This window comes from Massilia soli (assembly GCF_016809835.1).
GTDB classification, from domain to species: Bacteria; Pseudomonadota; Gammaproteobacteria; order Burkholderiales; family Burkholderiaceae_D; genus Telluria_A; species Telluria_A soli.
The window spans coordinates 254,115-281,054 of sequence record NZ_JAFBIL020000002.1; the positions used below are offsets into that span (position 1 = coordinate 254,115).

Here is a 26,940-nt window from a genome sequence, read left to right on the forward strand (position 1 = left end):
AGACAACAAGACTAGCAAAAAGGAAAAATGATGCAAACGAACATAGGAAACGCGCTGAAAGGCAAACGCGTCGCCGTGCTGATGACGGACGGGGTAGAGCAAGTGGAATACACGCAGCCGCGCGAGTTTCTCGAGAAGAACGGCGCGGTCGTCACCCTGATCTCGCCAAAAAGCAAAGGCGACGTTGTGCAAGGCAAAAACCACGACGCCGACGGCGACACCTTCACGGTGGACATGAATGTCAGCGACGCCAAGCCTGGCGACTACGACGCCCTGTTGCTGCCCGGGGGCGAAGAGAACCCGCGGAAGCTGCGCCAAAGCATTGCAGCCATCGATTTCATCCGCGCGTTCGCGCTGGAAGACAAGCCGATCGCGGCAATCTGCCACGCTCCGCTGGCGCTGATCGACGCCGGCATCGCCGAGGGCGCCCACCTGACCAGCTGGCCGGAAAGCAAAGATGAACTGATCGACGCGGGCGCCGAGTGGAGCGACGTTGAAGTCGTGATCGACGCCAGGCTGATCACCAGCCGCACGCCGGCCGACATTCCCGCCTTCAATGACGCGCTGTTCAGGGAGCTGCGCATTGACGCGCAAGTGGCCGACATGGGGCCCTCGTCGTAAGCAGCCGATGACGGCGACACGCTGGCCTTGCGTACCGCACGGCCAGTTTGGCGCGCGCACTGGCCAGGCAGGCGCGTCAACAGCCCCAGCTGACCGAAAAATTAATACGGGCGCATCATTCGTATCGATTGTCTAATTTAAATTGTGTCTTTAGATAATTGATTACTTGCAATCATATTCCGAAGCCGATAGCCTTGCTGCACAGCCGTACCGTCTAAAAATTTTACAAGGCTTGCAGTGTCCACTGACTCCAATCTCGATCCGCAACAACTGCGCACCTGGCTGCTCGCCGCCGCCCGCCGCGACGCCAAATCCTTCCGTTTGATGTACGAAGCGACGTCGCCGAAACTGTTTGGCTTTGCGCTACGTATATTACGTAAGAGGGAGCTGGCGGAAGAGGCGATGCAAGAAGCATTCGTCTCGATCTGGAACAACGCCGGCAACTATAATGCGCAGCTGGCCGCGCCAATGACCTGGATGGCGACTATCGTGCGCAATAAAGCCCTGGATATCGTAAGACGTACCGACGACGCGGTCGAGATCGACGCCGCGCAATTCGACAGCGAAGTGCTCAACGCCTTCCGCGACCCGGCTGCGACGCCGATTGAGGCGCTGCAGATCAGCAGCGACGCGCGCGCGCTGGCCTACTGCATGTCCACGCTGGAAGGGCAGCATCGCCAGGTCGTCGGCATGGCCTTCTTCCACGACCTCTCGCACAGCGAAGTCGCACAGAAGATGGCAGTGCCGCTGGGCACAGTCAAAACCTGGATTCGCCGCAGCCTCGAGCGCCTGAAGACCTGCCTGGCGAAACGGGAGCAAGCATGAACATCCGCGACAACCTGCCGTTACGCGAGAAGCTCGCCGCGGAGTACGTGCTCGGCACATTGAAGGGCCACGCGCGCCGCCGTTTCGAAGGATGGATGCACAACGACGCGGCACTGCGCCGCACCACGGCGGAGTGGCAGGACCGCTTGATGCCGATGGCTGAATTCTCCGGCGCGGTCAAGCCGCGTGCCCAGGTGTGGACCGGAATCGAGCGGCGCCTGAACCTGAAGACGGAGCGCAGCGCCTGGCAGTTGTGGGGCGCTGAAGCAGTTGGCTTCTGGCGCTCGCTGGGCCTCGCGTCCAGCGCCCTGGCCGCGGTGCTGGTGGTGGTGCTGGCAACCAGGACGCTTGACGCGCCGGCGATTGACCATGTGGCGACGCTCACCGATGCGCAATCGCAGACTGCCTTGCTGGTCACAGCCGACACCCGCCGCAAGACCATCGCCGTGCGCGTGATGGACAACGTTGCTGTGGCAAGCGACAAGGTGCTGGAGCTGTGGGCGATTCCGAAGCAGGGTGCACCGCGCTCGCTTGGCCTGGTATCCAAGGATAAGACCGTGGAACTGGCGCTCACCGACCGCGCGATCGGCGGCGACGTGGTGATGCTGGCGATCAGCCTGGAGCCGACCGGCGGATCGAAGGATCCAAACGGGCCGACCGGTCCGGTGTTGTACAAGGGCGCATGGGTGAGAATGTAGCGGCTCGACCGATTCGGCAGCAGCCACGCCTATCCGCCCTCCGTAATCGATACCGGTAGGGCGGATAAGCGGAAGCGCATCCGCCGAATCGACGTTTAGCCGAACGTGAAGGCGGCCGGCAGGTGCGCCATCAATTCAACATCGAGCGCGCGTTCACCGAGCCACACCGCCGCCAGCAGCGCAATCGCCGCCGATCCGCCAACCAGCACCATCCTCCGGTAGAACCAGCTATCCCTGGCCGCAAACGCCAGCGGCAGGAACACGGCCACAATCGCCAACTGTCCCAGCTCGACACCGGCATTGAATCCGATCAGCGCCAACGCCAGCGAACCTTGCGGCAGCCCCAGGTCGGCCAGCACGCTGGCAAATCCGAACCCGTGAATCAACCCGAACACAAACGCGGCAATCCAGCGCTTCCCGTGCACGATCGGCACCACGTTGTTGAGCGCGGCAATCACCACCGACGCCGCTATCGCGCTCTCCACCCAGCGCGAAGGCAGCGATACCAGTCCCAGCGCGGCCATGCTCAGCGTCACTGAGTGCGCCAGCGTGAACGCGCTGATGATCTTCAGTACATCGATGGCGGCGCTGCGGAAGTCGGGCGCCTTTTCCCAGCGCGCGCCGCGCCATACCAGCACCGCCGGGAGAAGCAGCGACAGCAGGAACAGGATATGGTCGAAGCCAATCCAGATATGCCACACCCCATGCTTCACATAGTCGAAAAACTCGCCGATGCGGCTTGACGCGCCGGAAAGCACGAACGTTTGCTCCGGCTTGTCGACACCGAAAATCGCGGTCCGGGTCGCGCCGTTGGCAGTGATCTTCAGCAGGCCTTTGTGCTGCGGATCGGTATCGGCAAACAGCCGGTAGCCGATCGCCAGCTGCTTTGGCGCTGCGCTGCACGCTGCCGTGAAGCGCAGCACCGTGTACGCGCCGTCGGTATGGTTGTCGATCAGCTGTTCGCCAGCAGTGACGGGGCAGCCCGCAATCGTCAGCCGTGCCAGCGCATACGCCGCAATCGCCTGGTGCTGCGCGCGGATTTCGTCCCAGGTCAGCTGGCCGTCGCCATTGCCATCGACGCCGATGGCAAACTCCAGGTCGCGCAGGGCGATGTCCCACTGGCCGCGCACCGTCTCGCCTTCCACTGCCAGGGTCAGGTAACTGTCGCTGGGTTTGTGCGCCGAGGCGGGCAGCACGGCGCCGAGCAGCAGGGCCAGGATGGCAAGCACGCGGCCGATCATGCCGGCACCCTCAGGCGCTGCATCAGCGCGCCGATGGCCACGTCTTCAAGCCGGTGCTTCTCGATCCACCGCATCACCGGTTCGGCGGCTTCGCGATTGCCTTGCGCCAGCGCAGCTTCGAGCACCAGCCGGGTGTCGGCGGGTTCTTTTTGCACCAGCCAGTTCTGCTGCGCGAGGACGAGGGCCGTCTTCGCGTCACGTTTCAGAAACAGCGTGTAGCGCGCCTGCTCGCGCTGGTGGACGCTGTCGCCGCGCTGCATGGCCGCGCCGAAGCGGGCGTCGAGCTCCTTTACCGCCGCGTCATAGTCAGCCTTGCGCGCCGCTTGCGGCTGCAGTGCCAGCGCATAGCGCAGCAGCAGGGCGTCGATGCGCTGGTGATCGCGCAGCAGGTCCGCCGCTTCGCGCGGACGCTTCTGGTCGAGCAGGAAGTCGGCGTAGGCGCCTAACAGATAGCTGTCGCGCGGACTGATCGCCAACGCGCTGCGGAAGCGCGCTTCGGCGCTTGCGGGGTCGCCGCGGCGGGTTGCCATCTCGGCCAGCAGGGTCAGTACCCAGGCTTGTTCTTCGCGCGGCGCGTCGCTGTTGCGGGCCAGCGTTTGCGCCAGCAGTTGTTCGCTCGCGGCGAGTCGGCCGGTGACGCCGGCGACATTGCCCACGCATGTGAAGCTGGCCAGCTGCGAGGCGATCGACGACAGCCGCGCGCAGCTTGCCGTGGCGCCATCGAAGTCGCCGCGTACGGTCTGCACTGTCGCGCGCGTCAGCCATGCCTGGGCATTGCCCGGGTCGGCGGCTGTGATGGCGTCGAGGTCGTCCATCGCTTCCTGGAAGTGGTGGGTCGATTGCATCAACGTGGCGCGCAGCAGGCGCACTTCATGCGGAGGGGCTTTGGCATTCCACCATGGCGCGAGCGCCGCTTGTGCATAGCCGAAGTAGCGTGGATCGGTTTCCGCGCGGCCGATATCGATGTAGCGCCGTGCGAGCGTTGTCGCGAGCCTGACGTCGTTCGGGGATGAGCGAACTTGCTTGCGCAGCCGCTCGATGTCTTGTTGTACTGGGTCTGCGCGGCGCGGCAGGGTCTCGATGACCTGCGATCCGGACGAGGGCAGGTACGGCGCCGCGTGGGCAGCCAGCGCGGACAGGCATAGCGCGAGAAGCAGGAGTAGTTTCATGGGAAGCGAAATCGACATTGACGATGAATGAAAAAAGCCGGGCCATGCGTCGTGCATGGCCCGGCCTGACTGCTTACTGCACCGGCTCGGTATTCTCGGGCGCGGTAACTGCGACTGCGTCAATCGATACCGGCTCGGTGTCCTCCGGAGCAGAGGCGACCAGCGCCTGGACTGCGGCGAAGAACGCGTCGACCATCGACATCGGCGGTGGCGTCGGCGTTGGCGTTGGCGCAGGCGGAGGCGAACTCTCCGAGTAGCTGCTGCCGCCGCACGCGCTTAGCGTGGCGGCGATGGCGGCAATGAGTAGAAGCTTCTTCATGGCGATCTCCTTATTGCTGCGGCGAGCCAGCCAGCGGCGTTTTCAGGTAAGGGAAGCCCGCGGTGAAGAAGGTCTCATCAAGGTAGGCGCCGTCGGTAAAGCGAATCGCGCCGGCCGGTGCGTCGGCAGGTACGCAGCCCAGGTTCAGCGTGCACAGCTTGCCCATGACGACGCGCAGTGCGATGTCGACCACGTCGTCGCCAGGGCGGCGGCCGTTCGGGAAGCCGGCGTTGTCGCCATCGATCACGCCAAGGCGCTTCTGCGAACCGACCGCGGTCGCGGCGATCGAGGTGTTCAGGCGCAGCATTTCTGCAGGCGTGACGGTGGCCGGCTGGTTGACGCCCTTGACGCCGGTGAGGAAGGCGGCAATCAGGTCGTTACGCGGGAAGTTGGTCGGCGCCTTGGCGCCGGCGGCGCCGTACAGCACTTCAACCAGCGCAGGCAGCGTCGGGTTGGTGACGTAGTCGGCAAACTGGCCATCGCCCGATGGTTTGCTGGCGTTGAACTTGTCCTTGTCCTTCAGGCCGATAACGACTTCGTTCACCAGTGGCATGCCGAGGCGCGAGACCTGGGTCCATGCGCCGCCTTCTTTCGAAGGCGCGTTGGCGCCTGGGGTCGGGTTCAGCAGGCGGCCCTGGCGCATGCTGGCGGTGGTCCATCCGCCGATCACCGGGTCGGCGCCGGCGGTCAGGCACGATGCGGCTACTTCAAGCTCGATCGAGGTGACGTTTTTGCCAGCGAGGTCGTCGCGCGCGTTGCGTTCGGCGTTGGCCAGGAATTCGACAGCAGGTGCCTTGATGTTGATCAGGTCGAAGGTCTCGCCAAGATTGACTACGAACGGATCCTTGCGCTGGCCGACGAACATGCGCGCAGGAGTCGAGCAGCCCGGGATATTGACCGCGTAGACGTGCTTGGCCGCGTAGCCGGCGTAGTCGGGGATCGACTTCTTGCCGATGTTATCGATCGGCTTGTCGAAGGTGGTCGTGCCGCCGGTGGCATTGGTAACTGCGGTGCGGGCGCCCGAACGGCGGTCGCCGCGCACCACGTTGACGGTGTAGGTCTCGCGCACGTTGGTGCCAGCGGCGTTGACGTCGGAGATCGGCCCGCCGTTGATCACCAGCGGAATCGACACTTTCTTGCCGCCGATGGTGAACTGCGCGTCTTTGCCGGTGTTGGTAAAGCGGAACTGGAACGTCAGGTCTTCTTTTGCGTCGCCGTTATTGTCGACGTGGATCTCATACAGCGCGTCGGGGTCCATCTGGAAATAGTTCGGGCCCGCGCCTGGATCCTGCAGCGGAATGTAGTTGGCGATCAGGGTGACGAACTGCGAGCGGCCCGCTTCGTAGCTGCGGAACATGTAAAAGTCGGTCGCGTCAATCTTCGGACTCTTGGTGATGAAGGGCGCTTCGCGGTGGCTCGATGCCATCGCATTCGGCGCCGCGATGGCGGCCAGCGCTACCCCGGCCAGCATCGCCCGCAAGGACTGCTTGATTATGTGTGACATGTTATCTCCCCCAATAGGTTTATGTGCGTGTGCAAGGGCTTGTACGTGAGAAGTTGACAATCAGATTCACCCATTCAGGTATTTTTTTATAAGTTGTTGCAGGGAGGTTGCGCAGGCATCGACCGCGCGCACCGGATAATGTTTCCCAAGTAAAATAAGGATCGCCATTCAAAAAAAATCGGTATGCGCATATCCAAACGAATCGCCTCCGCAGCCCCGCTTGCCACCACCGCAATGCACGGGCGGGTCGACCAGATGAAGCTGATGGGCCAGGAAGTGATCGACTTCTCGATCGCCATCTCTCATTTCGCCGCGCCGGAATCGGTGCGCGATGCGGTGTCCGAGATGGCGCTCAGGACGGTGTTGCCCTATACCGCTGTGGGCGGCGCGCATGGCTTGCGCGTACGCCTTGCGGAGAAACTAAGTACCGAGAATTCTGTCGATGCGCGGCCGAGCGAAATCATCGTGACCAATGGCGCCAAGCAGGCGCTGTACGAGGCGATGTATGCGATGACCGATCCGGGCGACAGCGTCATTGTTTTCCGCCCCTACTGGCCGGCCTATCTCGCCACGTCACGGCTGCTGGGGCTGGAAGTGGTGCTGGTCGACCTGCCGGAGGTGTTGACCGGCGCCGTGCTGGACGCATTGCCGCCGGCCCGCTTGCTCATCTTGAACAACCCGCACAATCCAACCGGCAAGGTGTTCACGCGCGACGAACTCGATGCGCTGGAAAGCTGGCTCGCGCGCACCGGTTGCGCTGCAATTGTTGACGAGAGCTACGAAAAGCTGCTGTACGAGAAGAGCCACCACAGCCTGTCGAGCAGTGCGCGCTGGCGCGAGCTCGGCATCGTGACCTTGTTCTCGGCGTCGCAAAGCTACGCCATGATGGGTTGGCGCTGCGGCTTCGCGGTCGGGCCTGCCGACGTGGTGAGCGCGATGGAAACACTGCAAGGCCCGATCACGGCGGCGCCGTCGGCGCTGACGCAGGTTGCCTGCGAGGCGGCGTTCTTCTCGGGCGAGCCGCATCGCCTTGTGAGCGACTACCGGGCGCGCTGCGCGCTGGTGATGGATATGCTGTCGCCGGTGCCCTGGATGAGGGTGCGCAGTCCGGAGTCGGGCCCTTATATCTGGGTTGACGTGACCGCGCTCGGGTGCGATACCGTCGCGTTTGCCGAAAGTCTGCTGACGGAAAAGCACGTCGCCATCATGCCGGGCGATGCGCTGGGCATGCCAGGCTTCATTCGCATGGGATTCATTTCCGATGACATTGCCACCTTGCGCAAAGGCCTGGCAGCGATTATCGCCTTCGGACCGCAGATGAAACAGAACAACAGGTAAGCACAATGGCGCGTTCACGATGGTCTTTCCCAGGGTTCGATACGGCGCGGCTGAATAGCCTGCGCTGGCGGCTCCTGTTGCTCGTCGGCCTGGCGATTGCGCCGATGGTGGCAATGACGGTGGCCGCCGGCATCCAGGAGCGCGAGAACGCGCTGGTGAATGCGCGCCAGAACCTGCAGCGCCTCGCCAACCTGGCGGCTGCGAACGAGGCGCAGTCGCTGGCGGGGGCGCGCCAGATCCTGCGCGACTTGTCGAGCGTGTCGGACATCACCACCGACACCGACAAGTGCAATGAGTTACTGGCCGATATTCTTTCCAAGAATACGATCTATACCAACTTCGGCCTGATCGAAATGAACGGCAACGTCAGCTGCAGCGCGGTGCCGCTGGCCGCGCCGGTGAACCTGGGCGACCGCCTGCATTTCAAGCGCGCGGTGACCGAGCGGGGCTTTATCGCCAGCCGCTATGTGTTCGGGCGCGTCATCCAGAAGCATACGATCAACCTGACCTATCCGGTGATTAAGCGCGGGCAAGTCGTCGGGGTGCTGTTCGCGGCGCTCGACTTGACCGAGCTCGACAAATTTGTCGCCGATGTGAAGCTGCCTCCGGGTACGCTGCTGTGGACCCTGGACGACCAGGGGACCGTGATCTCGCGGCGGCCTGACTCTGCCGAATGGCTGGGCAAGAAAACCACGCCGACGCTGCATCAGGTGGCGCGCAGCGGCCGCGCGCCGGTGATCGTGCGCGACTTCGACGGCGTCGAGCGGCTGTATGCGTCGGCTGGCGTCGGGCAGGGCGAGCTCAGCGATTATCGGGTGCTGATCGGTGTTCCGGAAAATGATTTCCTTGCATCCGCCGAGCAGGACCAGCGATTCGTGATTATCGGCTTGATCACCACCGTGTTGCTGGCGGGCCTGGCTGCCTGGTTCGGCGGGAATATCCTGATTGTCCAGCGCATGCGCAGGCTTGCCGTGACCGCGAACCTGATCGCGTCCGGTTCGCTGGCCACGCGCACTGGCATGCGTTACGGGAATGAAGAAATCAGCGAGCTGGCGCGCTCGCTCGACGAGATGGCCGAAGCGCTGCAGCGCAAGGATGCCCAGCGCGATGAGAGCGAAGCCGCGCTGAAGGCGGCGGATCGGCGCAAGGATGAATTCCTGGCCATGCTCGCGCATGAGCTGCGCAATCCGCTGGCGCCGATTTCGGCCGGCGCGGAGATCCTGAAGCGCTCGGCGACGGCCGACACGTCGACGGCGCAGGCGGCGCTGATCATCGCGCGGCAGGCCGAGCACATGACGCGCTTGATTGACGATTTGCTGGACGTGTCGCGCGTCAATCGGGGCTTTATCGAGTTGCATAACGAAACGCTGGAGCTTGGCGATATCGTCAACGACGCCGTGGAGCAGGTGGGACCGCTGATTGCGCGCAAGACACAACAGCTGACCCTCGATATCTCGCCGGAACCTTGCCGCGTGAGCGGTGACCGCAAACGGCTGGTGCAGGTGGTGGCGAATTTGCTGAACAACGCGGCGAAGTACACGCCGGTTGGCGGACGGATCAATCTCAATGTGGGATGCACCAAGGATCTGGTGTTGCTCGCGGTGACTGACAACGGCATCGGCATGGCGCCTGACTTGCTGGCACGGGCGTTCGACTTGTTCGCGCAGGGCGAGCGCGCGTCGGACCGTTCCGATGGCGGCCTGGGCCTTGGCCTGGCGCTGGTGAAGAAGCTGGTTGGCTTGCATGGCGGTACCGTGACCGCCGAGAGCGATGGCTTGGGGCATGGCAGTACCTTGACGCTTGAACTGCCACGCGTGGCCGGCGATGTGGTGCGGCGCGAAGGTGAAGCCGGTGCGGTGATTGCGCCGATCCCTGCGGGCGCGCGGTGCCTGGTGGTTGACGATAACAAGGATGCGGCGCACATGTTGTCGATGTACCTTGAGGCTTCAGGATTCGACGTGACCGTTGCCTATACCGGCGAGCAGGGGCTGCTGGCCGCGTGCGAGAAGCCGCCGGCATTTTGTCTGCTCGATATCGGGTTGCCGGATCTTGATGGAAACGAGCTGGTTGGCAGGCTGCGTAGCCTGCCCGAGGCGGCGTCCGCGGTGATGATCGCCATCAGCGGGTATGGCCGGGTCGAGGATCGCGATCGGTCGCTGGCGGCGGGGTTCGATCATTATTTTGTGAAGCCGGTGGATATCGCGGCACTGAGGGAGTTGCTGACTGCGGCTAAGTGAGGGGCTCGGCTACGTGACAGGGCCTCATCGCCCTCCGCGTCGTTCCCGCGAAGGCGCGCTGCTGCCCGGAATAATCTTGTTGACAATGCCATCGCATCATCGGGTTCGGGGCGCTCACAGAAATCGCGATATTGAGACTTGGAATGCAAGACTTAGCGTCGCCCCTGCCTGCGCAGGGGCGACGCTGGCCTGCATTGCCGATTTCGTTGTGGCTATAGCTTCTAAAACGGCGCTTGGCTGGCGAGCGATTCGTGTCGCGACATTCAGGAGTCGCCAAGATTCGATCGGCGCGCGGCGTTGAACGGTGTTGCGCAAAACCGCTCTGCAAAGCGCCAATTGGATCAAGAAGCGTAGCGGCATCGAGGGCGGCACCGTCACGACCGGGTCGCGCCGCGCCCGGTGATTAAGGTACGCCTAGCCCAGGCGGGCCGCCACCGCGTCGAGCAGCGCGCTGACCTGGGCAAAATCGGCCGGTTTGGTCAGATGGTGATCGAAGCCCGCCGCGGTCGAGCGCAGCTTGTCCGATTCCGCGCCCCACCCGGTCAGTGCGACCAGCGTCAAGTCTCCCATCCCGTGCATATTGCGCAGGATCGGCGCCGCATCGTAACCGCTCATGTCGGGCAAGCCGATGTCGAGGAAGACGACCTGCGGCGGATCGGCTGCCACGCTGGCCAGCGCCGAGGCGCCATCGTGTACCACGGTCACATCGTGGCCGCCAAATTCCAGCAGCGAGGCGAGCACGTCGGCCGCGTCGACATTGTCGTCCACCACCAGGATGCGCAAGCCACGTTGCCCCGGCGCTGGCGCTGCCGGGGCGGCCGCCGCTTCCGGCTGCGGCGCGAGTTCCTCGCCTTGCAGCGGCAAGGGCAGCCACACGGTAAAGCGGCTGCCCTGGCCGGCGCCGCCGCTCTCGGCGCTGACCCGCCCTTCATGCAGCTGTACCAACCGCCGTACAAGATTGAGCCCGACGCCCAGTCCACCCTGGGCCATGCCCTGGCCGGCCGGTGCTTGCGCATACATGTCGAACACGACGGGCAGCAATTCCTCATCGATGCCGATGCCATTGTCGGTGACGGTGATGGCCAGTTCGCCCTGCTGCCGGTGCGCGGCCACCTCGATATGCCCGCTTGCCGGCGTGTACTTGGCCGCATTATTGATCAGGTTGCTCAGCACCTGGGCAATGCGGTGGCGGTCGATGTGCAGCACCACGGGCGCGCTTGGCAGCTGCACGGTCAGACGGTGGCGCGCGGCCTCGATCAGCGGCATGCTCATGTCGACCGCATCCTTGACCACGTCCGCGAGCGGCACCCCGGCGCGCTTGAGCGTGACCTTGCCTTCCGTGAGCCGGGCCATGTCGAGCAAGTCGTCGACCAGGTGCACCATGTGGTCGACCTGGCGCCGCATCACGTTCTGGATATGGGCCGCAGCCTGGGCGGTGGGGGCGGTGCGCATCACTTCCAGGCCGGCCCGGATCGGCGCAAGGGGGTTGCGCAGTTCGTGGGCCAGGGTGAACAGGAACTCGCCCTGCAGCCGGTTCTTCTCGGTCAACTCGTGGGTCAGGCGGCGCTGCTCTTCCTGCAGCAAAATGCGGTCGTGGATGTCGATCACGGTGCCGACATAGCCGTCGGGGCGTCCTGCCTCGTCCACGTGCGGCATGCCGGTATCGACCGCCCAGCGATACTCGCCGTCGCGGCGCCGCAGCCGGTAATCCATCGAAAACGGCACCCGGTCGCCAGTCGCCTGCAGGAAGATCGCGGTGCAGCGCGCCAGGTCGTCCGGATGCAGGTTCTCCAGCCAGCCGGTGCCCAGGTCCTGCTCCGGCGTGCGTCCCGTGTACTCGTACCAGCGCTGGCTCAGGTAGGTGCACTGGCCGTCAACGTCGGTCGTCCACAGCGTGGCCGGTGAAGCGTCGATCAGCGAGCGTACATAGGCGCTGCGGTTGGCGGTCTCGCGCTGCTGCTGCAGGCGGGTGCGGCCGAGCACAATCTGGCGGCGCACGCGCGCCAGCAGCTCGCTGGTCGAAAACGGCTTGACCAGGTAATCGTCGGCGCCGGCCTGCAAGCCTTCGACCTTGGCTTCCTCGCCGGCGCGGGCGGACAGCAGCATGATCGGCAACTGGCGCAGCGTGTCGGTCGCGCGGATGCGCGCGATCAGGCTGAAGCCGTCCAGGATCGGCATCATTACGTCGCTAAGCAGCAGGTCCGGCATATCGGCCAGCAGGTGCGCGAAGGCCGCTTCGCCATCGCCGCACACCGTCACGTCTGCGTGCGGTTCGAGCAACGATTTCAGATAGCCGCGCATATCGCTGTTGTCGTCCGCGATCAGGATACGCGGGCGCACCGCTTCCGGCTGCAGGGGCGAGTCGGCCTCGCGCGGGGCGGGCCTGGGGCGCCCATCGTCCGCGTCCGGCAGCCAGCGCATCGCTTCTTCCACGAAGGCGGCGCTCAGGCGCGGCGCGTCGGCCCCGCCAGCGGCGATGCGCTCGGCGGGCAGGTGGGCATGGCCCAGCGGGATGTCGACGATGAACTCGGACCCGGCGCCGACCACGCTGCGCGCGGTGATGGTGCCGCCGTGCAGGCGCACCAGCTCCTGGATCAGCGCCAGGCCGATACCGCTGCCTTCCAGGCTGCGACCCGGCGCGCCTTCGATGCGGTGAAAGCGCTCGAACACGCGCGGCAGTTCAGCTTCGGCGATGCCGCTGCCGGTGTCGCGCACGGACAGGCGCGCCATGCCGTCGTGCTCGCGCAGAGTCACCGTGACGCCGCCCGAGAGCGTGAATTTGAACGCGTTCGACAGCAGGTTGAGCATGATCTTTTCCCACATGTCGCGGTCCACCCAGGCCGGCTGCGAGAGCGGCTGCAGGTCGAGCGTGTAGCGCAGGCCGCCCTTGGCCATCGCCGATTCGAACACACTGGCGATGTCGGTGGACAGCCGCGCAAGGTCGACCTGCGCGTAGAGCGCCTGCACGCGGCCGGCCTCGATGCGCGAAAAATCGAGCAGCGAATTGACCAGCTTGAGCAGCCGCAGGGCGTTGCGGTGCGTCGTCTCAATGTGGCGCCGCTGCGCGGGGGCCAGGCCGTCGGACGCCAGCGCGTCGTCGAGCGGCCCGAGGATCAGGGTCAGCGGCGTGCGAAATTCGTGCGAAACGTTCGAGAAGAACGTCGTCTTGGCGCGGTCGATGCGTGCCAGTTCTTCGGCCCGGCGCTGCTCTTGCGCGTAGGCCGTCACATTGTTGATCGCCGTGCTGAGGGCGGCGCCCAGCAGGGTATAGAAATTGAGATAGTCGGCGTCCAGCGCCCGGCGCGCGCTGGCGCCGGCGACCACGAAGCCACACGGTTGTTGCTGTCCTGGCATGATTAGTGGCAGCACCAGTGCTGTCGACGGTGGCTCTTCATAGGGACCGCAGGGGGTGCCCAGCCGGCCGGCCAAGCCGTCCACGCGCTGCGCCTCGCGCGTGCTGGCGGCGCTTGCGAATGGCCAGCAGGCGTCGTCCAGCGTGAGCGAGGGGCTCGCCAGTGGATGGTCTGCTTCAATCCCGGCTTTGCCGCGCAGGTGCAGCGTCCCCGTATCCGCATCGAGCTGGTAGAACAGCAGGAACGGGAGGTCCAGCGTCATGTCCATGCCGAGCGTGCCGAGCTGGTGGCCGATCTGCTCCACCGTGCGGGCGCCATCGATAGCGGCGCCGAGGTCGCGCAGGGTTTGTGTGCGGCGCGCGTTCAGTACCTGCGCGGTCGTCTCCGTGATCGGATGGAAGATACCGCCGACCTCGCCCGATTCGTCGCGGATCGGCGAAAAGGAAAAGGTCATGAACGCTTCTTCCAAATAGCCGTAGCGATCCAGAAACATGCGCTGGTCTTTGATATAGGTGCCTTCGCCTTGCTGGGCGCGGTCGAACTTGTCGCCGACGACAGGCAGGGCCGTTGCCCAGCATACCTTGAAGGGTTCGCCCATCGAGGCTGGATGCTTGCCGCCACAAATAGGGCGGTAGGCATCGTTGTAGATCTGGATGTATTCCGGACCCCAGGCCACCAGGATGGGAAAGGTCGACGACAAGCACAGGCTCACCGAGGTACGCAGGCTCTGCGGCCACGCGTGCAGGGGACCGAGCGGCGTCTGCGACCAGTCGATGGTTCCGATCAGCGCCGCCATTTCACCGCCACCGGACAACCAGTTGACGTCTGAGTGGGTGATTTGCTGCGCGGTGGACTGGGGCATCGGAAGTAGGGTGGTGGTGCGACTATGCACAATACGTTATTTTAAGACATAAGTCAGTGTTCACGGAAACAGGGCTGGGGTCAGTGCCGACTAACGTACATCGGCTCGGTAGCAATGCCGGAGCGACCACGTCCCTTTCTCGATCTTCCCCACATCACTGCCGTGAGCGGTACTGGACGATGAGCAGCGTGGATCCTTGAAAGCTATCCACCACTTGGTAAAGCAATCCTAACTGTTCGCCGTGCTAGGCTCGACATCGATGTCGTGTATTTCGCTGCTGGCGTCCGCACCCTGCGGCATGTCGTGCTTTTGGTTAGCGAAGGAATTGTGGTTCTGGGAGTTGAACCAGGGGTTGTGATATGCGTTGATGCAGTTGGTTAAGTTTTTGGAAGTGAAATCGCCTTCGGCGATTTAAGGAAAGGCAGGGGAGGCGGAAGGCAAGAAATCGCACAGCGATTTCCCCTAGTCAGATGAATCGGAGAGCCTTGCCTTGCCAAGGAGGTCTGCCTTGCAAGGCAGACCCGTTCCGCAGGGGCGCGGCATGCCGCGCCAATTCCCTGCTCCACCGCTTGCAAGCGAAAGGCGGATTCCCGGCGCCGAGCGGTGCTCGGCGAAACCCCGAAAATCCCCCGCGACGCGGGTTCGAGTCCCGCCGCCCGTTGGCGCAAACGAAAAAAAACCGCCATCGGCGGTTTTTTAGCATACTTGGTGGAGGCGGCGGGAATCGAACCCGCGTCCGCAAGCACTCTACAGACAGTTCTACATACTTAGCACTGCCATTTAATTTAACCGGTACAACGCGGACGTGCACGCTGTGTACAAGCGAGTTACCTATTATTTAGTCCGGAACTAAGTAACCCAGTTCAAGACGAGTCCCTGTAAATGACTCTAGAGCTTTTGACGGCCCACCCCAGGGACGAGGTGTTCTAGAGCTAGCAGCAATTAAGCTGCGAGTGCGTACGAGTTATCGTTTGCAGTTAAGTTTTTCAGGTTGTATTTACGAGGTAGCCCGCCCTCGGTATGCCCTGCTCTGCTTTGCAACCCACGTCGAAACCAGGTCGCCCCCTACAGTCAGCATTGTAGCAAACTCCACGTCTCAGCGCCGGTTTGCTACAGACACTTACAAGTTCCGTCTGATCTATTGATGCCAGATAACCCCGAAAACCACTAAAAATCTATTCTCTACCGCTTGCGTAGCCGATTCAGCGAATGGTTCGCCCCAAATCTGGCTTCCCGGCGGGAGTAGCGATGAACTGCATAGTGTGCGGAAGCATGACGTCGAACGGCCTGGCGCCGTGGCATACCACCTGCCGTTATTGCGACTATGAGAGCGCCGACCTGGCCGCCGGTATCAATGAACGGAACACGCACGCCGGGCTTGACGAAGGGGACCGCGAGACGGCGTTGCGCGCGCTGCGGGTCGAAAATTTCGAGGCTATCCTCGACGAGACCATCCACTTCGCGCCGGCCGGCGCCAATGCGATCCTCGATGTGGGATGCGCGCACGGCTGGTTCCTCGAAGCCGCGCGCGGCCAGTTCAAACACGTTCTGGGTATCGAGCCCGATGCGGCGCTGAGCGAACAGGCGATGGCGAAAGGGCTGCCGGTGCGGGCAGGGTTTTTTCCCGGCGTGCTGGAGGAGGGCGAGGCCTTCGATGTCATCGTGTTCAACGACGTGATCGAACACATCACGGATATTCATGCTGCCCTGGCAGCGTGCCGCGAGCGGTTGACGCCGGATGGACTGCTGATCCTGAACCTGCCCAGCAGCCGCGGATTTTTCTACAGGCTGGCGTCCGTGCTTGCGCGGCTTGGCGTGCGCGGCCCGTTCGAGCGCCTGTGGCAGAAGGGACTGCCGTCACCGCACGTCCACTATTTCAATCACCGTAACCTGAGCCGGCTGGTGAGCAGCAGCGGTTTCTTCCCGGTTCACTTTTTCGAGCTGCCTGCCCTGCGCATGCGCGGCTTGATGGAGCGGCTGCGCTTTACCGGCCAGTCCAACCGGGCGATCCTGTGGGCGCAGTACGTATCCATTGTCTGCGCGATTCCGGTCCTGAGCATGTTCCCAAGCGACGCCGTGGTCTGCATGTTCCGCAAACGCTGACCGGCGCCGCTGGCCGCAGCTTAGCGGTTGCTGTTGCGGTTCTGGATCTCGTTGCCGATCATGCCGCCGCCGATGATGCCGGCCAGCGTGGCGAGCTTCTTGCCGTTGCCGCCGCCGACCTGGTTGCCGAGCAGGCCACCGATCACCGCACCGGCGCCGATGCCCACGTAGTTAGGCTGCTTTGGGGCTGGCTGCACTGCAGGCGCCTGGTAGGTCGGCGCGTCGTTGCGTGCCACGTGATGGTGATGAACTTCCTTTACCTGCGGACGTGGACGCGGCTTCGGCCGTGGTTTCGGCGCAGGCTCTTCGTCGTAGGCGGCCAGGCGCAACGGCGCCGCAGGCTTGACGGCCATCGGCAGCGGCGCTGGCGCGGCGGCGATCGGCGCGGCGTAGTACGCAACCGGAACCGCGTTGGCTGGCATTTGCAAGGCGTTGGCCTGCACCAGCGGCGCGGTCGCGGCGAGCGGCGCGTTGGCCTTGGAGGTTGGCAGCAGGCCAGTGATGGCCGCGGTGCCGGCGATGCTGACGGTGATGACGGACAAAGCCGCCGCTGCCATCAGCGGGTGAATGCGAGTCGCGGTTTTGATTGATTCCATGGTCTGCTCCTGTAACGTTGGTGTGTCGTGCAGGAGTAGATTAAGGGCCTTGCCGGTTCAGGGATAGACGTGCGGCTGTATCAATCGTAAGGATGTGTAAGCCAGCCCCCGGGGGATTCAGGCGACCATTGCGTTGACCTGTACCGCGCCGATCGCCTGGATCGCGCGCAGCAGGTCGAGCGGCGTTTCAACCAGGTAGTCGGCGCCCCAGCTGAGTGGTTCGTGCGCACCGCAGTAGCCCCATGCGCATGCCACCGTCACCATGCCGGCCGCGCGGCCAGCTTCGATGTCGCGCAGGTCGTCGCCAACGTACCAGCATTGCTCTGGCGCGATAGCAAGGCGGTTCGCGCCTTCGAACAGCGGCGCCGGGTGCGGCTTCGAATGCGGGGTCGTGTCGCCCGACACGATGCAGCCAGCGTGGGCCAGGCCAATCTGCGGAATCAGCGGATCGGTAAAGCGCGCTGGCTTGTTGGTGACGATGCCCCATGCAATGCCCGCCGCAGTCAGTGCTTCAAGCAGTTCAGGCACGCCGTCGAACAGCGTGCTTTCCACCGCCATCGCGGACTGGTAGCGGTCGAACCATTCAAGACGCAGCGCTTCGTAGCCGTCGTCGGCCGGCGTCAGGCCGAACGCCGCGCCGATCATGCCGCGCGCGCCAGCGGACGCCGTCGGACGCAGGATAGCGTAGGGCGTCGGCTCCAGGCCGCGCACCTTGCGCAGGTAATTGACCGCCGCCGCCAGGTCGGGCGCGGTGTCGGCCAGGGTGCCGTCGAGGTCAAACAGAACGGCACGCGGTGCCTGCGTTGGAGTGCGAGTCATGGAATAAAAAGGGTGGATTTTTACAGCGGACGGCTGCAGGCAACCATGTAGTTGACGTCGGTGTCCTGGTTCAGCGCGTAGATCTTGGTGAGCGGGTTGTAGCTGAGGCCCTTGAAGGCGTCAACGTGCATGCCCGCTTCGCGCACGAACTGCGACAGTTCGGCCGGCGTGATGAATTTGGCGTAGTCGTGGGTGCCCTTGGGGAGCATGCGCAGCAGGTATTCCGCGCCGACCACCGCGAACAGGTAGGCCTTCGGGTTCCGGTTCAGGGTCGAGAAAAATACCAGCCCGCCTGGCTTCACCAGGGCGGCCGCGGCGCGCACGATCGATGACGGGTCAGGGACGTGCTCCAGCATTTCCATGCAGGTGACGACGTCGTACTGGCCCGGTTCCTGCGCCGCCATCTCTTCGGCGGCGATGTGCTTGTAGCGCACGCTCACTTCCGATTCGAGGCTGTGCAGGTCGGCGACCTTCAGGGCTTTCTCGGACAGGTCGATGCCGGTGACGTCGGCGCCCTTGCGCGCCATCGATTCTGCCAGGATGCCGCCGCCGCAGCCGATGTCGATCACTTTCTTGCCGCGCAGGGGCGCGCGCGCATTGATCCATTCAAGGCGCAGTGGGTTGATCTCGTGCAGCGGGCGGAACTCGGACGTCGGGTCCCACCAGCGGTGGGCGAGCTCGCTGAATTTCTGGATTTCGTGTGGGTCTGCATTCATAGCGGGAATAATAGCGGGAAAATTGCGCACGCGACGGACGGGTGCATAAAAAAAGATGATGTCACTGCTACGTGAAGAGCGTCGTTCCCGCGTAGGCGGGAACCCATACTGCGAGCGAATGGTGGACCTGATTCTCGCGGCCGCAGCCTGCTGCGTATGGGTGCCCGCCTGCGCGGGTACGTCGTTGTGGTGGCAACGCTGCTTTCCACACTTAACGTTGGTAGAGCCATAAAAAAACCCCGCCGAAGCGGGGTCTGGTCAGGCCGGTGAGGCTTAGTTCGTCGTGGTGGTGCGGGTGCCCACAACTTCGATCTCTACGCGGCGGTTCTTGGCGCGGCCGGCGGAGGTCTTGTTGTCTGCAACTGGCTGCTTCTCGCCCTTGCCTTCGGTGTAGATGCGGTTTGCATCGATACCCTTGCCGCGCAGGTAAGCCTTGACCGATTCAGCACGGCGCATCGCCAGCTTTTCGTTGTACGCGTCAGTGCCGATCGAGTCGGTGTGGCCGACGGCGATGATGACTTCCAGGTTCATGCCTTCGAGCTTGGTGGTCAGCTCGTCGAGCGATGCCTTGCCAGCTGGCTTGAGCACGGCCTTGTCGAAATCGAAGAACGCATCAGCGGCGTACGATACTTTTTCAGTGGTCGGTACTGGCACTGGTGCAGGCGTTGGCGCAGGGGTTGGCTCAACCGGCGCTGGTGCCGGTGGTGGCGGCGGTGCTACGCATTTGCCATTTTCGAGCTTTTCCGGCTCGACGCAGATCGGCAGGTCGCAGCCTGGCACCGCGTCGGCCGGGGTCCAGTAGCCAGTGCGCCAGCACAGGCCGAACGGGTTGCGGACGATGACGCCGCGGGAGTCCTGAACGTAGGCGCTGTGAGGCGTCTTGGCCTTGATGTCGGTGGTGATTGGAGCGAACGGAGGCGAGGACTGCGCGAATGCACTACCCGCAATCGCTGCAAAGGCGGCAAGCATGAGCGTAATTTTCTTCATTTTATGGTCTTCCTTTCGGGGGTTGTCTCCGCAGCGATTTCTGCGCAACTGTTCGTCTTCATTGTGAAACATGCAATTAACTTCTCGGCCATTTTGCCACATACGCACAAATAGCACGAACAGCGTTAAATCAAACTCCCACGCAATTGCCAGCCACGTTGTTTTCGTGCAACATATTGCTTGAACGGCACAATTTCATCATGCGGTCATCAAAATGTGCTGCGCAAGGCGAAGGGAAGCAATTGCGCTGCCACTATACGGCGCATGCTAAAATCCCACGCTTGTCTGCCACGTTCCGTGCAGTTTCGCGACCACCCATCAACAAAGCCTGAGAGCAGTCGACCCGCCAATGGATCAATTCGCCAAAGAAACAATCCCTATTTCCCTCGAAGAAGAGATGCGCAAGAGTTACCTCGATTACGCGATGAGCGTGATCGTGGGGCGCGCCTTGCCGGATGTGCGTGACGGTCTCAAGCCGGTGCACCGCCGCGTCTTGTTTGCCATGCACGAGATGAACAATGTGCACAACCGCCCGTACGTCAAGTGCGCGCGCGTGGTCGGCGAAACGATGGGTAAGTACCACCCGCACGGCGATGCGTCGATTTACGACACGCTGGTGCGCATGGCGCAGGACTTTTCGCTGCGTTACACGCTGGTCGATGGCCAGGGCAACTTCGGTTCGATCGACGGCGACGGCGCCGCGGCGATGCGTTACACCGAGTGCCGCCTCGACAAGATCGCCAGCGAAGTGCTGGCCGATATCGACAAGGACACGGTCGATTTCCAGCCCAATTACGACGGCAAGGAAAAAGAGCCGACCGTCCTGCCTACCCGCATTCCGAACCTGCTGATCAACGGCTCGTCCGGTATCGCGGTCGGCATGGCGACCAACATCCCTCCGCACAACCTGTCGGAAGTGATCAAGGGCGCGCTGTACGTACTGAATAACCCTGACTGCTCGATCGACGAACTGATCGAACTGATTCCGGCGCCTGACTTCCCGACCGCCGGCATCATCTACGGCGTATCGGGCGTGCGCGATGGCTACCGCACCGGGCGTGGCCGCGTTGTCATGCGCGCCAAGACCCACTTCGAAGAGTACGGCAAGGACGGCGGCCGCATCGCGATCATCGTCGACGAACTGCCGTACCAGGTCAACAAGAAGTCGCTGCTGGAGCGTATCGCCGAGAACGTGCGCGACAAGAAGCTCGAAGGTATTTCCGATATCCGCGACGAGTCCGACAAGTCGGGCATGCGCGTGGTAATCGAATTGAAGCGCGGCGAAGTTCCTGAGGTTGTGCTCAACAACCTGTACAAGCAGACCCAGTTGCAAGACACCTTCGGCATGAACATGGTGGCGCTGGTCGACGGCCAGCCGAAACTGCTGAACCTCAAGCAAATGCTGGTGTGCTTCCTGCAGCACCGCCGCGAAGTGGTCACGCGCCGCACCGTGTTCGAGCTGCGCAAGGCACGCGAGCGCGGCCACATGCTGGAAGGCCTGGCGGTGGCGCTGGCGAACATCGACGACTTCATCGCCATCATCAAGGCTGCGCCTTCGCCGCCGATCGCGAAGACCGAACTGATGCAGCGCGCCTGGGATTCGTCGCTGGTACGCGAGATGCTCAGCCGTACCGAGACCGGCGCGGCCGGCGGTATCGAGGCGTTCCGTCCCGAGCACCTGCCGAAGCACTACGGCATGCAGCAGGACGGCTTGTACAAGCTGTCGGACGAACAGGCGCAAGAGATCCTGCAGATGCGCCTCCAGCGCCTGACCGGCCTTGAGCAGGACAAGATCGTCAACGAGTACAAGGAAGTGATGTCGCACATCGCCGACCTGCTCGATATCCTGGCACGTCCAGAGCGCGTCACCGCCATCATCACCGACGAGATGGGCCAGATCGTCAACGAGTACACGGCCAACGGCAAGGATGCGCGCCGCTCCGTCATCGAGCACAATGCCACCGACCTGGAAACCGAAGACCTGATCACGCCGCAGGACATGGTCGTGACCTTGTCGCACACCGGCTACATGAAGTCGACGCCGATTACCGAGTACCGCGCGCAGAAGCGCGGTGGCCGCGGCAAGCAGGCGATGATGACCAAGGACGAGGACTGGATCGACCAGCTGTTCATCGCCAACACCCACGACTACATCCTGTGCTTCTCGAACCGCGGCCGCATGTACTGGCTGAAGGTATGGGAAGTGCCGCAAGGCTCGCGCAATTCGCGCGGCAAGCCGATCGTGAACATGTTCCCGCTGCAGGACAACGAGAAGATCACCGTGGTGCTGCCGCTGTCGGGCGAGAACCGCGTCTTCCCTGAAGATCACTATGTCTTCATGTCGACCAGCCTTGGCACCGTCAAGAAGACGCCGCTGAAGGACTTCTCCAATCCGCGCAAGGCCGGCATCATCGCGGTCGACCTGGATGACGGCGACTTCCTGATCGGCGCCGCACTTACCGATGGCAAGCATGACGTGATGCTGTTCTCAGACGCAGGCAAGGCAGTGCGCTTCGACGAGAACGACGTGCGTCCGATGGGCCGTACCGCGCGCGGCGTGCGCGGCATGAACCTGGAAGATGGCCAGAACGTGATCGCGCTGCTGGTGGCCGAAAACGAGCAGCAGTCGGTGCTCACCGCAACCGAGAACGGCTTCGGCAAACGTACTCCGATCACCGAGTACACCCGCCACGGCCGCGGCACCAAGGGCATGATCGCGATCCAGACCAGCGAGCGTAACGGCCGGGTCGTCGCCGCGACCCTGGTCGAGCCAACCGACGAGATCATGCTGATCACGACCGGTGGTGTGTTGATCCGCACCCGTGTCGCCGAGATCCGCGAGATGGGCCGCGCTACCCAGGGCGTGACCCTGATCGCGGTGGAAGACGGCACCAAGCTGTCGGGCCTGCAGCGCGTGGTTGAAACCGACCTGGAAGAAGTCGAGCTGTCGCCGGAGAATTCCAGCGGTTCGGCTGACGCCGCCGACTCGACCGATTCGAGCGACGCCGCCGAGTAAGCACGGTGCTTGGAAAGGCCAGGCTGTTCTCGCCGCGAGGTGAGACGCCTGGCTTTTTTATTGCCCGTCGTTCCCGCGAAGGCGGGAACCCATACGTCATTTGCATGCGCGCGCAGCTTGGGTTCCCGCTTTCGCGGGAACGACGCTGGTCGCAGCTGGCCGTTCATTCGACCGCCTTGGCGATTTCATGCGAAAATCTACCTGTTCAACCTACAGAGGACCCGTCAGTGACCCAGATCTTCAACTTCTCCGCCGGCCCGGCCGTTCTGCCGAAGGAAGTGCTGCAGCAAGCCGCTGACGAAATGCTGGACTGGCATGGCAGCGGCATGTCGGTCATGGAGATGAGTCACCGCGGTCCCGAGTTCATCTCGATCTACCAGCAAGCGGTGCACGACCTGCGCGAGCTGCTCAACGTCCCCGACAACTACCGTATCCTGTTCCTGCAAGGCGGCGGACTGGCTCAGAACGCGGTCATCCCGATGAACATGGTCGGACGCAATGCGCAGCCAGCGACGATCGACTTCGTCCACACCGGCAGCTGGTCGGGCAAGTCGATCAAGGAAGCGGCGCGCTACGCGAACGTTAATGTCGCGGCATCGGCCGAAGCGGGACAATTTACTTCGGTGCCGCACCAGGAAAGCTGGAAGCTGACGCGCGACGCCTCATACCTGCACATCTGCACCAACGAAACCATCGACGGCGTCGAATTCAACTTCGTGCCGACGGTGCAGGGCGACACGCCGATCGTCGCCGACATGTCGTCGCACATTTTGTCGCGCGTGATCGACGTGTCCAAATACGGTGTCATTTTCGCGGGCGCGCAAAAGAACATCGGCCCGGCCGGCCTGACCCTGGCCATCGTGCGCGAGGACCTGATCGGCCACGCGCTGCCGATCTGCCCTTCGGCGTTCGACTGGAAGCTGGTGGCCGACGCCGATTCGATGTACAACACGCCGCCAACCTACGGCATCTACATCGCGGGACTGGTGTTCGCTCACCTGAAGCGCCAGGGCGGCGTCGCGGAGATCGAAAAGCGCAATATCGCCAAGGCCGAGCTGCTGTACGCTGCGCTCGATGCCGACGACTTTTACCAGAACCGCGTGGCGCAAGACTGCCGCTCGCGCATGAACGTGCCGTTTTACCTGCGCGACGAATCACTGAACGAACAATTCCTGGCCGGCGCCAAAGCGCGCGGGCTGCTGCAACTGAAGGGCCACAAGTCCGTCGGCGGTATGCGGGCGTCGATCTACAACGCGATGTCGATCGACGGGGTGCAATCCCTGGTCGATTATTTGAACGAGTTCGCCGGCCGTTAGAATAGGCGGCGACGCATAATTCACCGTCGTTCCCGCGCGGGCGGGAACCTATACTTGGCATGCTCAGTATGGGTTCCCGTTTTCACGGGAACGACGTTACCGTAGTGGCAGACGATGACAGACAAACTAAAACCCCTTCGCGAACAGATCGACGCCATCGATGTGCAGATCCTCGACCTGCTGTCGCGCCGCGCGCGGCTGGCGCAGGACGTCGGCCACGTCAAGGCGGAAACCAACGCGCCGGTGTTCCGGCCCGAGCGCGAAGCGCAGGTGCTGCGCGGCGTCGCCGACCGCAACGCGGGGCCGCTGAAGGATCCCGAGATCCAGACCATCTTCCGCGAGATCATGTCGGCGTGCCGCTCGCTCGAACGGCGCGTCACGGTGGCATACCTGGGCCCGGCCGGCACATTCAGCGAGCAGGCCGTGTACCAGCAGTTCGGCCGCGCGGTCGAAGGCCTGCCGTGCGTGTCGATCGATGAAGTGTTCCGCGCCACCGAAGCCGGCACCGCCGATTTCGGCGTGGTTCCGGTAGAGAATTCCTCCGAAGGCGCGATCAACCGCACCCTCGACCTGATGCTGGCCACCACCACCGTCATCAGCGGCGAAGTGGCCATCGCGGTCCATCACAGCCTGATGACCAAAACCGGCAGCATGGACGGTGTCGCTGTCGTCTGCGCGCATTCACAGGCGCTGGCCCAGTGCCAGGTGTACCTGAACCAGCACTATCCGCATCTCGAACGGCGCGCCGTCGCCTCGAACGCCGAAGCGGCCGTCATGGCCAGCAAGGACCCGTCGATCGCGGCGATCGCCAGCGAGATGGCGGGCCAGCAGTACGGCCTGGCGGTCGTGGCTGGCCACATCCAGGACGACCCGCACAACCGCACCCGCTTTGCCGTCATCGGCCAGCTGCACACCAATCCATCGGGCCAGGACCAGACCTCGCTGGTGCTGGCGGTGCCGAACAAGGCGGGCGCGGTGTATAACCTGCTGGCGCCGCTGGCCACGCACGGCGTGTCGATGACGCGCTTCGAGTCGCGACCGGCGCGCATCGGCACCTGGGAATACTACTTCTATGTCGACATCGAAGGCCACGAGCAGGACTCGGCGGTCGCGCGCGCGCTGGTCGAACTGAAAGATAACGCTGCATTCTTCAAAGTGCTGGGATCGTACCCGCTCAGCCTCTAACCACTTTTAATCGAGATTTACATGTCCAAGCATTTCGGTCCAGATTACGTACGTGCCATCGCTCCTTACCAGGCCGGCAAGCCCATCGCGGAAGTGGCGCGCGAGTTCGGCCTCGACGAGGCCAACATCGTCAAGCTCGCATCGAACGAGAATCCGTTCGGCGTGCCCGAGTCGAGCAAGAAGGCGATGGCCGCGGCGGTCGCCGACCTCGGGCGCTATCCGGATGCCAATGGCTTCGACCTGAAAGCGGCGCTGGCCAAGCGCTACGACGTGCCGGCCGACTGGATCACGCTGGGTAACGGCAGCAACGACATCCTCGAGATCGCCGCCCACGCGTTCGTGCAGAAGGACCAGGCGGTGGTCTATTCGCAGTATTCGTTCGCCGTGTACGCGCTGGCGACCCAGGGCGTTGGCGCGCGCGCCATCGTGGTGCCTGCAACTGAATACGGACATGACCTCGACGCGATGGCCGCCGCCATCGATGCCGACACCCGGCTGGTCTTCATCGCCAACCCGAACAACCCGACCGGCACCTTCATCCCCGCCGCGCAGGTCGAAGCATTCCTCAACAAGGTGCCTGAAACGGTCATCGTGGTGCTGGACGAGGCGTACAACGAGTTCCTGGCGCCGGAACACCAGTTCGAGTCGGCGCAGTGGGTGCGCAAGTATCCGAACCTGGTTGTCTCGCGCACCTTCAGCAAGGCCTATGGCCTGGCTGGCCTGCGCGTCGGCTTCGCGATTGCGCAGCCGGCTGTGACCGACCTGATGAACCGCATCCGCCAGCCGTTCAACGTCAATTCGATGGCGCAGGCTGCCGCGATCGCGGCGCTGAACGACAAGGCGTTCCTGGAAGAGGGCGCACGCAACAATGCTGCCGGCTACCAGCAGTTTGTCGAAGCCTTCGATGAACTTGGCCTGGAATATGTGCCGTCGTTCGGCAACTTCGTGCTGGTGCGCGTCGGCGACGACGACCAGGCTGGCGCACGCGTCAACCTCGCCTTGCTCAAGCAGGGCGTGATCGTGCGCCCGGTCGGCAACTACGGCCTGTCGCAATGGCTGCGCATTTCGATCGGCCTGCCGAAGGAAAACGCGGTCTTCATCGCTGCGCTCAAGCAGGCGCTGGGCTGACGTGGCGGCCAAGGTCGTCATCTTCGGCGTCGGCCTGATCGGCGGCTCGTTCGCGCGCGCGCTCAAGGGCGCTGGCGCGGCCGCGACCCTGGTTGGCGTCGGCCGTTCGCCCGAGGCGATGGCGCGTGCCCTTGAACTTGGCATTATCGATTCGGTGGCCCAGTCACCGCAGCACGCCATGCGCGGCGCCGACCTGGTGCTGATCGCCGCGCCGGTGGCGCAGACCGGCGCGATCCTCGCGTCGATACTGCCTTTCCTGGAAGCGGGAACCGTGATCACCGATGCCGGCAGCACCAAGTCCGACGTGGTGCTGGCCGCGCGCGAAGCGCTGGGCGAGCGGGTCGGGCAGTTCGTGCCCGGCCACCCGATTGCCGGCCGCGAGACCAATGGACCGGATGCCGCGATTGCCGACCTCTACGTCGGCAAGAAAGTCGTCCTGACGCCGCTGCCTGAAAATACGGCGGCCGATGTCGAGCGTGTGGCCGCGGCCTGGCGCGCCTGCGGTGCGCTGATCCATCAACTGTCGCCCGCTGAACACGACAAGGTGTTCGCCGCGGTAAGCCACCTGCCGCACCTGCTGGCCTACGCGCTGGTCGACGACATCGCCAGCAAGCCCCACGCCAAGCAGCTGTTCCAGTACGCGGCCAGCGGTTTTCGCGACTTCACCCGCATCGCCGGCTCGTCGCCCGAAATGTGGCGCGACATCAGCCTGGCCAACCGCGACGCCCTGATCGGCGAGCTTGACGCATATCTGGCACAATTAACCGGCCTGCGCGCGATGCTGGCGTGCGCCGACGGCGCCGCGCTGGAATCGGTCTACGCCAACGCGCAGCAGGCCCGCCGCCAATGGATCGAAGCCATTGAAGCGGCCGAAACGCCGCCCCGCCACGGCAGCCCAGAATAAACA

The 26,940-nt window shown here is 63.5% G+C and carries 20 protein-coding genes and 1 other RNA gene; 11 read left to right on the top strand and 10 right to left on the bottom strand.

The window, feature by feature from the left end; genetic code table 11:
* Nucleotides 1–30 precede the first annotated feature (30 nt).
* The 3 genes from I4X03_RS05640 (at nt 31) to I4X03_RS05650 (ending at nt 2,144) form a co-directional block, all read left to right on the top strand.
* On the top strand, nt 31–621 hold the full coding sequence (locus I4X03_RS05640) for a type 1 glutamine amidotransferase domain-containing protein (RefSeq protein WP_223466955.1): 591 nt from the start codon (nt 31–33) through the stop codon (nt 619–621).
* A 237-nt stretch (nt 622–858) separates the two neighbouring features.
* Nucleotides 859–1,446 carry a sigma-70 family RNA polymerase sigma factor gene (locus I4X03_RS05645; protein ID WP_223466957.1) on the top strand — a complete coding sequence of 196 codons (588 nt, stop codon included), beginning with the start codon at nt 859–861 and terminating at the stop codon, nt 1,444–1,446.
* Nucleotides 1,443–2,144 carry an anti-sigma factor gene (locus I4X03_RS05650; RefSeq protein WP_223466960.1) on the top strand — a complete coding sequence of 234 codons (702 nt, stop codon included), beginning with the start codon at nt 1,443–1,445 and terminating at the stop codon, nt 2,142–2,144. Before I4X03_RS05645 ends, I4X03_RS05650 begins: the two co-directional genes overlap by 4 nt.
* Before the next feature lie 95 nt (nt 2,145–2,239).
* On the opposite strand, the gene I4X03_RS05655 is transcribed toward I4X03_RS05650, so the two are convergent.
* The 4 genes from I4X03_RS05655 to I4X03_RS05670 form a co-directional block, all read right to left on the bottom strand.
* Nucleotides 2,240–3,385 carry a HupE/UreJ family protein gene (locus I4X03_RS05655; protein ID WP_223466962.1) on the bottom strand — a complete coding sequence of 382 codons (1,146 nt, stop codon included), beginning with the start codon at nt 3,383–3,385 and terminating at the stop codon, nt 2,240–2,242.
* On the bottom strand, nt 3,382–4,554 hold the full coding sequence (locus I4X03_RS05660; protein WP_223466964.1) for a tetratricopeptide repeat protein: 1,173 nt from the start codon (nt 4,552–4,554) through the stop codon (nt 3,382–3,384). Before I4X03_RS05660 ends, I4X03_RS05655 begins: the two co-directional genes overlap by 4 nt.
* A gap of 73 nt (nt 4,555–4,627) precedes the next feature.
* The gene (locus tag I4X03_RS05665; protein WP_223466966.1) at nt 4,628–4,873 is read right to left on the bottom strand and encodes a hypothetical protein; all 246 of its coding nucleotides are present in this window, start codon (nt 4,871–4,873) and stop codon (nt 4,628–4,630) included.
* 10 nt (nt 4,874–4,883) lie between these two features.
* Nucleotides 4,884–6,377, bottom strand: coding sequence for a DUF4331 domain-containing protein (locus I4X03_RS05670; RefSeq protein WP_223466968.1), 1,494 nt, complete (start codon nt 6,375–6,377; stop codon nt 4,884–4,886).
* Between the two features lie 183 nt (nt 6,378–6,560).
* Between I4X03_RS05670 and I4X03_RS05675 the strand changes: the two genes are divergently transcribed.
* Both I4X03_RS05675 and I4X03_RS05680 read left to right on the top strand, forming a co-directional pair.
* Nucleotides 6,561–7,715 carry a pyridoxal phosphate-dependent aminotransferase gene (locus I4X03_RS05675; protein WP_223466971.1) on the top strand — a complete coding sequence of 385 codons (1,155 nt, stop codon included), beginning with the start codon at nt 6,561–6,563 and terminating at the stop codon, nt 7,713–7,715.
* A 5-nt stretch (nt 7,716–7,720) separates the two neighbouring features.
* Nucleotides 7,721–9,952, top strand: coding sequence for a hybrid sensor histidine kinase/response regulator (locus I4X03_RS05680; RefSeq protein WP_223466980.1), 2,232 nt, complete (start codon nt 7,721–7,723; stop codon nt 9,950–9,952).
* A 414-nt stretch (nt 9,953–10,366) separates the two neighbouring features.
* Here the strand turns inward: I4X03_RS05680 and I4X03_RS05685 are convergent, their stop codons facing one another.
* Both I4X03_RS05685 and ssrA read right to left on the bottom strand, forming a co-directional pair.
* Nucleotides 10,367–14,167, bottom strand: coding sequence for an ATP-binding protein (locus I4X03_RS05685; protein ID WP_223466984.1), 3,801 nt, complete (start codon nt 14,165–14,167; stop codon nt 10,367–10,369).
* Nucleotides 14,168–14,873: 706 nt separating this feature from the next.
* Nucleotides 14,874–15,233: a transfer-messenger RNA gene (gene ssrA, locus I4X03_RS05690) on the bottom strand.
* A 182-nt stretch (nt 15,234–15,415) separates the two neighbouring features.
* Between ssrA and I4X03_RS05695 the strand changes: the two genes are divergently transcribed.
* On the top strand, nt 15,416–16,270 hold the full coding sequence (locus tag I4X03_RS05695; RefSeq protein WP_223466986.1) for a class I SAM-dependent methyltransferase: 855 nt from the start codon (nt 15,416–15,418) through the stop codon (nt 16,268–16,270).
* Between the two features lie 20 nt (nt 16,271–16,290).
* Here I4X03_RS05695 and I4X03_RS05700 read toward each other — a convergent pair whose 3' ends face one another.
* From I4X03_RS05700 to ompA, 4 genes are all read right to left on the bottom strand, one after another.
* Entirely contained in the window at nt 16,291–16,866 is a 576-nt protein-coding gene (locus tag I4X03_RS05700; RefSeq protein ID WP_223466988.1) for a glycine zipper 2TM domain-containing protein, read from the bottom strand.
* 117 nt (nt 16,867–16,983) lie between these two features.
* Nucleotides 16,984–17,685: an HAD family hydrolase gene (locus I4X03_RS05705; RefSeq protein ID WP_223466989.1), complete on the bottom strand. Its 702-nt coding sequence runs from the start codon at nt 17,683–17,685 to the stop codon at nt 16,984–16,986.
* A gap of 20 nt (nt 17,686–17,705) precedes the next feature.
* On the bottom strand, nt 17,706–18,401 hold the full coding sequence (gene ubiG, locus I4X03_RS05710; protein ID WP_223466999.1) for a bifunctional 2-polyprenyl-6-hydroxyphenol methylase/3-demethylubiquinol 3-O-methyltransferase UbiG: 696 nt from the start codon (nt 18,399–18,401) through the stop codon (nt 17,706–17,708).
* 273 nt (nt 18,402–18,674) lie between these two features.
* Nucleotides 18,675–19,388, bottom strand: coding sequence for an outer membrane protein OmpA (gene ompA / locus I4X03_RS05715; RefSeq protein ID WP_223467001.1), 714 nt, complete (start codon nt 19,386–19,388; stop codon nt 18,675–18,677).
* Between the two features lie 349 nt (nt 19,389–19,737).
* Here ompA and gyrA point away from each other — a divergent pair, with 349 nt between their 5' ends.
* The 5 genes from gyrA to I4X03_RS05740 all read left to right on the top strand — a co-directional run bounded on the left by gyrA (nt 19,738) and on the right by I4X03_RS05740 (nt 26,937).
* Nucleotides 19,738–22,404 carry a DNA gyrase subunit A gene (gene gyrA / locus I4X03_RS05720; protein ID WP_223467003.1) on the top strand — a complete coding sequence of 889 codons (2,667 nt, stop codon included), beginning with the start codon at nt 19,738–19,740 and terminating at the stop codon, nt 22,402–22,404.
* 227 nt (nt 22,405–22,631) lie between these two features.
* Complete coding sequence (serC, locus tag I4X03_RS05725; RefSeq protein WP_223467006.1) at nt 22,632–23,720, top strand: 3-phosphoserine/phosphohydroxythreonine transaminase; 1,089 nt, start codon at nt 22,632–22,634, stop codon at nt 23,718–23,720.
* A gap of 114 nt (nt 23,721–23,834) precedes the next feature.
* Nucleotides 23,835–24,905 (top strand): prephenate dehydratase, encoded by a 1,071-nt coding sequence (pheA, locus tag I4X03_RS05730; protein WP_223467017.1) that lies wholly within the window; start codon nt 23,835–23,837, stop codon nt 24,903–24,905.
* A gap of 21 nt (nt 24,906–24,926) precedes the next feature.
* Complete coding sequence (gene hisC / locus I4X03_RS05735) at nt 24,927–26,033, top strand: histidinol-phosphate transaminase (protein ID WP_223467019.1); 1,107 nt, start codon at nt 24,927–24,929, stop codon at nt 26,031–26,033.
* A gap of 1 nt (nt 26,034) precedes the next feature.
* The gene (locus I4X03_RS05740; RefSeq protein WP_223467021.1) at nt 26,035–26,937 is read left to right on the top strand and encodes a prephenate dehydrogenase; all 903 of its coding nucleotides are present in this window, start codon (nt 26,035–26,037) and stop codon (nt 26,935–26,937) included.
* Nucleotides 26,938–26,940: the final 3 nt, after the last annotated feature.